This is a genomic window from Actinotalea fermentans (assembly GCF_007991475.1).
Classification (GTDB): domain Bacteria; phylum Actinomycetota; class Actinomycetes; order Actinomycetales; family Cellulomonadaceae; genus Actinotalea; species Actinotalea fermentans.
The window spans coordinates 291,840-301,103 of sequence record NZ_BJYK01000009.1 but is presented as its reverse complement, the minus strand read 5'-3'; the positions used below and the strand labels follow the sequence as shown (position 1 = coordinate 301,103).

Here is a 9,264-nt window from a genome sequence, read left to right as displayed (position 1 = left end):
ATGACCCCCGAGCAGACCAGCTGGTTCGCCGAGACCTTCGAGGTGCTGGTCCGCAACGTCGGGCAGGCGCTGCTGGGCAAGGACCACGTCGTCCGCCTGGCGCTCACCTGCATGCTCGCCGAGGGCCACCTCCTCCTCGAGGACGCCCCCGGCACCGGCAAGACCTCGCTCGCCAAGGCGATCGCGGCCACCGTCCAGGGCACGCACAGCCGCATCCAGTTCACGCCGGACCTGCTCCCGTCGGACGTCACGGGCGTGACGATCTACGACCAGAGCACCGGGCACTTCCAGTTCCACCCGGGCCCCGTGTTCGCGTCCGTCGTGCTCGCGGACGAGATCAACCGGGCGTCGCCGAAGACGCAGTCGGCCCTGCTGGAGGTCATGGAGGAGAACCGCGTCACGGTGGACACCGTGTCCCACCCGGTGGGCCGGCCGTTCATGGTCATCGCGACGCAGAACCCGATCGAGCAGGCCGGCACCTACCGGCTGCCCGAGGCCCAGCTGGACCGGTTCCTCATGAAGACGTCGCTCGGGTACCCCGACCGCGCGTCGACGGTGGAGATCCTCTCGGGCGCGGCCGACCGCGACCGCACCGCGCGCCTGACGGCCAAGATCACCACCCACGCGGTCGCGGAGATGTCGGCGCTCGCCGACGCCGTGCACACCGACGCCGCGGTGCTCGACTACGTCGCCGCCCTGGTGGAGGCGACGCGCACCGACCCGCGCACGGCCCTGGGCGCGAGCGTTCGCGGCGCGCTCGCCCTGGTGCGCTGCGCGAAGGTGTGGGCGGCCTCGCAGGGCCGCGGCTACGTCATCCCCGACGACGTGAAGCTCCTGGCCGACCCGGTGCTCGCGCACCGGATCATCCTCGAGACCGAGGCCGAGTTCTCGGGCGTGACCCCGCAGCAGGTCGTCGCCGGCGTCCTCGAGGCGACCGTCCCGCCGGACGCCCGGATCTGAGCCCGCCGATGCCCGTCCGTCGCTCCGCCGCGCCCGCGAAGGCCGCGTCCTCCGCCGCCCGGCCCCCGCGCGCCCTGCGCCGGGCCGGCCGGGCGGTCGGCCGCGTCCTGCGGCGGGTGCTCGGGCGCGCGCTCGGGCCGGTCTCCGGCCTGGGCTGGGCGGTGCTCACGACGGCCGTCGTGCTCGCGCTCGGCGGGCGCCACCTGGGCTGGGTCGAGCCGGTCGTGCTCGGGACGGCGCTGGGCGGGTCGCTCGTGGCCGCCGCGCTGCTCGCGGTGGGGCGCTCCACCTACGCCGTCGACCTCGAGATGTCCGACCACCGCGTGGTGGTGGGCGAGCGCGCCGTGGGCCGCATCGTGGTCCGCAACACCTCCCGCCGGCGTCTGCTGCCGGCCCACGTCGAGCTCCCGGTGGGTCGCGGCGCCGCCGACTTCCCGCTGCCGAGCCTCGGCCCGCACGGGGAGCACGACGAGGTCTTCGCGATCCCGACGACGCGGCGCGCCGTCGTCGTCGTCGGGCCCGTGCGGTCGGTGCGCGGCGACCCGCTGGGCCTGGTCCGCCGCCGGGTGCGCTGGACTGACCCGGTCGAGCTCTACGTGCACCCGCGGCTGGTGAGCCTCACCGGTGCGGCGTCGGGCGTGCTGCGCGACCTCGAGGGGCAGGCGACGCGCGTCGTCTCCGACTCCGACCTCTCGTTCCACGCCCTGCGGGACTACGTGGCGGGCGACGACCGCCGGCACATCCACTGGCGGAGCACGGCCCGCCAGGGCAAGCTCATGGTCCGCCAGTTCGAGGACACCCGGCGCACGCACACCGCCGTGGCGCTGTCGCTGGACCCGGCCGACTACGCCGACGCCGACGAGCTCGAGGTCGCGATCGCGGCGGCGGCGTCCCTCACGGCGCAGGCCATCCGCGACGAGCGCGAGGTGACGTTCCTGGCCGGCGACGGCGTGCTCCGCACGGACACCCCGGCGCGGATGCTCGACGACGTGTCCGCGCTGGAGCCGAGCACCGCCGCCCGCTCCGGCGTCGACCTGGGCTCCTGGGTCTCGCGCGAGGTCCCGGACGTCACGGTCGCCATCCTCGTGACCGGCTCCACGTGCGACCCGGGCACGCTGCGCGCCTCGGCGGTGCACGTGCCGGTCGGCGTCCGCACGCTGCTGCTCGCCGTGGAGCTCGGCGTCGAGGCCGAGGTCGCCACGCACGAGCGGCTGTCCCTCGCGCGCATCGGCGCGCTCGTCGACATGCCGCGCATCGTCCGTCGGGCGGCGGTCGGATGACCGCGACCACGACGGCGCCCGCGCCCGCGGGCGCCCGCAGCCCCCGACCCGCCCCGGCCGGGCCGCGCTCCGCCGCGCGTCGGCGGCCGGTGTGGGTCGACGCCGCCGTCCTCGGCACGGCGACCTTCCTCGCGGGCCTGCCGCTGCTGCTCGTCTTCGGCCTGGCCGCGGGCCTGCCGGCGCTCGCCGCCGGCGTGCTGCTGGGCGCGGGCCTGAGCGCGCTGGGCGCCCGCCGCGGCTGGGGCGGCATGGTCACCCTCGCCCTGGCGCTCGTCGCCTACCTCCTGGTCGGTCCGTTCGTCGCCGCCCCGACGCTCGCCACCGCCGGCGCGCTGCCCTCGGTGGAGTCGACGACCGCCCTGCTGCGCGGCGTCGTCACCGTGTGGAAGGAGGTGCTGACGCTCGACCCGGAGCTCGGCGCCAGCGGCTCGGTGCTCGCGGCCCCGCTGCTGCTCGGCCTGCTGATCGCCGGGACGTCGGTGAGCATCGCCACGCGCGTCCGTGGGCCGCACGCGGCCTGGGCGGGGCTCCTGCCGGTGGCCGCGCTCGGCGTCGCCGTGCTGCTCGGCACCAAGGAGTCCGTCGCACCGGTGGCCGCCGGCGTCGTCATGGCGCTGCTCCTGCTCGGGTGGGTCGCGTGGCGGCGCGGGCAGCTGGCGCCCCGGCGCGTGGTCGCGCTCGCGCTCGTGGCGGTCGCCGTCGTCGGCGCCGGCGCGGCGGGTCCGCTCCTCGTGGCGGACCGCCAGCGCTTTGTGCTGCGTGACGAGATGGTGCCGCCGTTCGACCCGGACGAGCTGGCCAGCCCGCTGTCCGCGTTCCGCTCGTTCGTCAAGCAGTACCGCGAGACCGAGCTCCTGACCGTTCGCGGGCTGCCCGACGGCGCCCGCGTGCGCCTGGCCACGATGGACGCCTTCAACGGCGTCGTGTGGAAGGTCGCGGGCAGCGAGGAGTCGGAGGGCTCGGGCACGTTCCGCCGCGTCGGCGACACGATCACGACGTCCGCGGAGGGCCCGCGCGCCCGCGTCGAGGTCGAGGTGCACGAGCTGCCCATGGTGTGGCTCCCGACCGTCGGCTACGCCGAGCGGTTCACGTTCACCGGCCCGGACGCGACCGAGCTCACCCGCGAGCTGCGCTACAACGACCTGACGGGCACGGCGGTGCTCGTCGACGGCGTCCCCGCCGGCACCACCTTCACGGCCGACGTCGTGGTCCCCGAGCGGCCGGAGGAGGCCGAGCTCGCCGCCGCCCGCGTCGGGACCGCACGCCTGCCCCGGGAGACCGGGGTGCCCGACGCCGTCCCGCTGTACGCCGGGGAGATCGCGCAGGCGGCCGCCACGCCCGCCGAGATCGCGTCCGCCCTCGCCGACGGTCTCGCCGAGCGCGGCTACTTCAGCCACGGCGGCCCCGACGAGGAGCCCTCGTGGTCGGGCCACGGCGCCGACCGGATCACCGAGCTGCTCACCGGGAAGATCATGGTGGGCGACGGCGAGCAGTACGCGTCCGCGATGGCGCTGATGGCGCGCAAGATGGGCCTGCCCGCGCGGGTCGTCATGGGGTTCGTCCCCGAGGAGTACTCCGACGAGATCACCTTCACCGGCGACGACATCGAGGCGTGGGTCGAGGTCGAGTTCGCGGGCCGCGGCTGGGTCGCGTTCGACCCCACGCCGGACGAGAGCCGCACCCCGCGCACGGACGAGCAGGAGCAGCAGTCGGCGGAGGACCCGCAGGTCCGCCAGCCACCGCCCCCGCTCGCTGAGCCGGTCGAGCCGCCCGACGAGGACACCGAGCAGCCCAGCACCCAACCCGAGCAGGACCAGGAGCTGGACGGCGACGACTGGGGCGCGGTCCTGCTGGTCGCGGGAGCGGTCGGCATCCCGCTGATCGCGCTGCTGACGCCCGTCGCGCTGATCCTCGCGGCCAAGCGACGCCGCCGGCGGCGCCGGCGCTCGGCACCCGACCCGGTGGCCCGCGTCGTGGGCGGCTGGGACGAGCTGCTGGACGAGGCGCGCGACCTGCGGCACCCCGCCGCGGAGACCGCGACACGTCGCGAGACCGCGCTGCACCTGGCCTCGGCGTTCCCGCGGGCGGGACGCCGGGGGAGCGTCGGCGCGGCGGTCGCCGGCCTGGCCGCCAGCGCGGACGCCGTCGTCTTCGGCCCCGGGCAGCCCCCGGACGAGCACGTCGCCGTGTACTGGGCCGAGGTCGACGCCGCGCGGGCGGCGATGCGGGCGGCCGTGCCGCGCCGTCGTCGGCTCCGGGCCCGGCTCGCGGTCGCCTCGCTGCGGCACCGCCGGCACGCGGCCCGCACGTCCCGCAAGGCCCGCCGCCGAGGCTGATCCCCCGCACGGGTGAGGTCCCCCCCACGGGCGGCCCGCGCGGGCTACCGTGCACCCCATGGCGGCCCCCCGACGCCGGACGGCGCAGCGCTGGTGGCGCGCCCCGGTGCTGGGTCGCGCCCCCCGGAGGCGCGCCGAGCTGGCGCTCGCGGTGAGTGCCGCGGTGGCCCTGGCCCTGGGCACGGGCGCCGGCGCGGCCGTCGAGGCGCTCGCGGCGGAGCCGGCCGGGGTCGCGGTCCCCGGCTCGCCCGTCGAGCTCGGGCCGGTGACGATCACCCTCCCCGAGGAGCTCGGCCCCTGGTCGACGACGTCCCCGGACGCCGTCCGGGAGCTGCGGGCCGGCTGGACCGGGCCGGTGGAGCTCGACGGCGTCTGGGGCCGGCTGGCGCCGGGATCGGTCGTGGTGACCGTCCTGACGGCCGAGGCGGGTGCGCACGGCGGCGTCGAGCAGTTCCGCGCGTCGGTGCCGCAGGACGACGCGGTGGACTGGACCGGCGGGCGCGAGCACGCGTCGGGCGCCCGGGTGTCGGGCGACGACCGCGAGCTGGTCCTGGTGACCGAGACTGAGGCCGGGGACCTGGTGGTCCTGTCGGTCTCGGGGCCTGAGGACGCGTTCGAGTCGGGTCAGCTCACGCAGGCGTTCCGGACCGCCACCGTGCGGTGAGGCGCCACGTGGCCTGACCGGTCAGGCGCTCGAGGGCAGGTACGCCAGCTGGATCACCTGGCGGCCGGCGTCGCGCGTGACCAGGCGGGCCCGGCCGGGCACCGCGGGCTCGGGCCGCACGCCGCCGACGAGCGCGCCCTCGTCCGGGCTGCCGGAGAGCACCATGCCGGGCGCCGCGAGGTCGCGCAGGGCCTGCAGCACGGGCTCGTACATCGCGCGCCCGGCGCCGCCGGACCGCCGCGCGAGCACCAGGTGCAGGCCGACGTCGCGCGCCTGCGCCAGGTAGGGCACGAGCGCCGAGAGCGGGTTGCCGGCCGAGGACGCCACGAGGTCGTAGTCGTCCACCAGCACCCACGCCTCGGGCCCGGACCACCAGGTGCGGGTGCGCAGCTGCTCGGTGGTGACGTTCGGCCCGGGCAGCCGGTCGCGCAGGATGCCGGCCAGGCCGCCCATCGCCCCGGCCGCCTGGTCGGCGGTGGTGAGGTAGGCGTTGAGGTAGTCCTCGGGGATGTCCCCCAGGAGCGAGCGGCGCAGGTCGACGACGAAGATCTGTGCCTGCTCCGGCCGGTTCGTCCGCATGATCTCCGAGGCCACCGCGCGCAGCAGCGACGACTTGCCGGAGCCGCCGTCGCCGAACGCGTACAGGTGCTGCTCCTCGGCCGGGTCGAGCCCGACGGGCGCCAGCGCGGCCTCGTCGATGCCGAGCAGCAGCCGGCGGTCGTCGGGCGCGGCGGCCGCGCGGACGGCGTCCAGCCCCACCAGCTCGGGCAGCAGGCGCAGCTTCGGCCCGGCCGGCCCGGTCCACGACTGGCGCACCACCTGCACGAGGTGGTCGACGCCGTCGGACAGGGTGCGGGAGTCGGCGTTGCCGTCGACGCGCGGCAGGGCCGTGAGGACGTGGTGCTTGCTGACCACGAGGCCGCGGCCCGGCCGGTCCTTGGGCACGCCGGCGGCGACGCGGCGGTCGATGTCGGAGTCCATCGCCTCACCGAGGGCCAGCTCGAGCCGTGAGCCCAGCACGTCCTTGATCTGGCTGCGGAAGTCCATCCACCGCCCGGCGGTCGCGATGACGTGCATACCGAACGTCAGGCCGCGGCCGGCGAGCGTCTGGATCTCGGCCTCGAGCTCGTCGAACTCGGCGCGGATCGTGCTCCAGCCGTCGATGACGAGGAACACGTCGCCGTACCCGTCGTCGGCCTTGCCGGCGGCGCGGCGGCGACGGTAGGTCTCCATGGAGTCGATGCCCTGCGCGCGGAAGTACTGCTCGCGCGCGTCGACGACGGCGCGCACCTCGGCGACGACGCGGCGCACGACGTCGGGCTCGGCGCGCGAGGCGACGCCCGCCACGTGGGGCAGCGCGGCCAGGGGGCCGAACGTGCCGCCGCCGAAGTCCAGCACGTAGAACTGCACCTCGAGCGGGGTGCGGGTGAGCGCGAGGGCCGTCAGCACGGTCCGGGCGGCGGTGCTCTTGCCGCTGCGCGGACCGCCGACGATCGCGAGGTGGCCGGCGGCGCCGCCGAGGTCGAACGTGAGGTTCTCGCGCCGCTGCTCGAGCGGCCGGTCGACGAGGCCCGCGGGGATGACCAGGTCGCCCGCGCCGCGCCACGTGGGCGACACCAGGCCCAGGGTCGGGTCGACGACGAGGTCCGGCATGAGCGCGTCGAGCGTCTGCGGGACGACCAGGGGCTCGAGCCACACCTTGTGCGCCGGGCGGCCCTTGCCGCGCATCCGCTCGACCGCGATGTCGAACGTCGCGCGCGTCTCCTCGACGTCGGCGACGACCTCCTGCTCGGCCGCCACCGGCGCGCCGAGCACGGGGGCTGCGGTGAACGGCTCGATCCGCGCGCCCGTCTGCCGCCCGCCCGACGCCGCCGCGGCCCGCCGCGAGGTCTTCGGCGGCCCGGAGACGTACGACGCGCGGAACTGGATCAGCGAGGTCGTGTCGGGCTTGAGGTAGCCCATGCCGGGGACGGCGGGCAGCGTGTACGCGTCGGGCACGCCGAGCACGGTGCGCGACTCCGCGGCGGAGAACGTGCGCAGGCCGATCCGGTAGGACAGGTGGGACTCCAGCCCGCGCAGGCGGCCCTCCTCGAGCCGCTGGCTGGAGAGCAGCAGGTGCATCTGCAGCGACCGGCCCAGGCGCCCGATGGCGACGAACAGGTCCGCGAACTCGGGCTTGGCGGACAGCAGCTCGGAGAACTCGTCGGCGACGATGAGCAGCGCGGGCAGCGGCTCGAGGTCGGTCCGCCCGCCGAGGCGCGCCTTCTCGTAGTCGGTGACGTTGGCGAAGTTGCCGGCGGCACGCAGCAGCTCCTGGCGGCGGGTCATCTCGCCGGTCAGGGCGTCCTGCATGCGGTCGACGAGCGCGAGCTCCTCGCCCAGGTTGGTGATGATCGCCGACACGTGCGGCATGTCCGCCATGCCGGCGAACGTCGCGCCGCCCTTGAAGTCGACGAGGACGAAGTTGAGGTCCTCCGACGAGTGCGTCAGCGCGAGGGCCAGCACCAGGGTGCGCAGCACCTCGGACTTGCCGGAGCCGGTGGCGCCGATGATCAGGCCGTGCGGGCCCATGCCCTGCTGAGCGGACTCCTTGATGTCCAGGGCGATGGGCTGGCCCTGCGTGGTGAGGCCGATGGGCACGCGCAGCCGGTCGCGCTGCAGGCGCGGGCGCCAGTGCACGGCGGGGTCGAAGTCGCGCACGTCGCCGATGCCGAGCAGGTCCACGAGCTCGGCGGACACGGTGGCGGAGTCCTCGCGGCGGGGGCCGGACTCCAGGAAGAGCGGGGTCAGGCGGCGAGCGGCCGCCTCGGCGTCGGCCGCCGACATGCGGTCGGCGACGGCATCCCGCGGGGGCAGCCCGGGCCGCAGCACCTGGAGCGCGACGCGCGCCTCGCCGGGCGCGCTGCGGGCGGCGCGGCCGCCGATCGCGAGCCGCGCGGTCCCCGGGTCGGCCAGCTCGCCCCAGCGCGAGGGCAGGTCGAGGACGGTGACGCCCATGACGCCGTCGGTGGTCACCACGGGGTTGCCGGGCGGCACCACCCCGCCGTCCACGACGACCAGCACGTGCGGCAGGTCCGGCGACTCCGACGGGCCGAAGCGCGGCCGGTCCGGCAGCCCCTCCGGCAGCAGGTCCTCGATCTCCGCGAGCGAGCCGGCGATCATCCGCGCCGGCCCGACGGCGTCCCGCGCGCGCGGGCTCGCGGTGTGCGGCAGCCACTTGGCCCACTCCCAGTCCGCGAGCGTGGCCTGGCCCGCGATGACCGCGATGCGCAGGTGCTCGGGGGAGTGGAACGTCGCGAGCTGGCAGACGACGGCGCGGGCCAGGGCGCGCGCGTCGGCCTCGGGCCCGGTCACCTCGAGCCGGGCGACCGAGCGCACGTCGACCTCGAAGGGCACGTCGTGCTGGGTGGTGTGCGTGAGCAGGAAGCGGTGGGCCGCGGACGCCGCGACCGGGTCGAGCTGCGCGAGCGGCGGGGTGTCCGGCGGCTCGAGCGTCAGGCACAGGCCCTGGTCGGCGAGGCCGACGCGGGTGATCAGGAAGTCGTCGTCGCCGGGCGCCCGCTCCCAGACCCGGGTGCGCTCCTCGGCGACGATCGGCAGCGCGCGCGGGTCGGGCCCGCGCCACTCGGCGGCCCGGCGCTGGGCGGCGCCGGCCTGCCGGACGGTCTCGCGCAGCTCGGACAGGTACGCGAGGTACTCGCGCCGCGCCCCGACGACGCTCGCCTGCCGCTGCGCGCGCGTGCGCCAGCCGTTGGCGACGAGGAAGCCGAGGGAGGCGACGAGGAACATGCCGCCGGCGAGGTAGCCCTGCACGCCCGGCCGGGACAGGGCGATGAACACGATCGAGCCGACGGACCCGAGCATCGGGAGCGCGCTGGAGAGCACGCCGCTCATGCCGTCGGACGGCGTGATCTCGGGCGGGGGCAGCACCTGGATGTGGCCTGCGGGCACCGCCGGGGGCGCGAGCCGTTCGCGGTGCGGGACGGTCGCGGTCATGCTCGGGACTCCCCCTCGGCTGGGGCGT

General features: G+C 76.4%; 5 protein-coding genes. 4 read left to right on the top strand and 1 reads right to left on the bottom strand.

The genetic code is table 11. The features are described from left to right. Genes AFE02nite_RS13335 through AFE02nite_RS13320 form a run of 4 tightly spaced genes read left to right on the top strand, consistent with a single transcriptional unit; the run spans position 1 to position 5,240 of the window. The gene (locus AFE02nite_RS13335; protein ID WP_034247861.1) at positions 1–960 is read left to right on the top strand and encodes an AAA family ATPase; all 960 of its coding nucleotides are present in this window, start codon (positions 1–3) and stop codon (positions 958–960) included. An 8-nt stretch (positions 961–968) separates the two neighbouring features. Next, the gene (locus tag AFE02nite_RS13330) at positions 969–2,240 is read left to right on the top strand and encodes a DUF58 domain-containing protein (protein WP_146819808.1); all 1,272 of its coding nucleotides are present in this window, start codon (positions 969–971) and stop codon (positions 2,238–2,240) included. Next, positions 2,237–4,576, top strand: a complete 2,340-nt coding sequence (locus AFE02nite_RS13325) for a transglutaminase-like domain-containing protein (protein WP_146819807.1) — start codon at positions 2,237–2,239, stop codon at positions 4,574–4,576. The genes AFE02nite_RS13330 and AFE02nite_RS13325 overlap by 4 nt, the downstream gene beginning before the upstream one ends. Positions 4,577–4,634: 58 nt before the next feature. Next, positions 4,635–5,240 (top strand): hypothetical protein, encoded by a 606-nt coding sequence (locus AFE02nite_RS13320; RefSeq protein ID WP_146819806.1) that lies wholly within the window; start codon positions 4,635–4,637, stop codon positions 5,238–5,240. A 21-nt stretch (positions 5,241–5,261) separates the two neighbouring features. Here the strand turns inward: AFE02nite_RS13320 and eccCa are convergent, their stop codons facing one another. Continuing rightward, positions 5,262–9,236, bottom strand: coding sequence for a type VII secretion protein EccCa (gene eccCa, locus AFE02nite_RS13315; RefSeq protein WP_146819805.1), 3,975 nt, complete (start codon positions 9,234–9,236; stop codon positions 5,262–5,264). Positions 9,237–9,264: the final 28 nt, after the last annotated feature.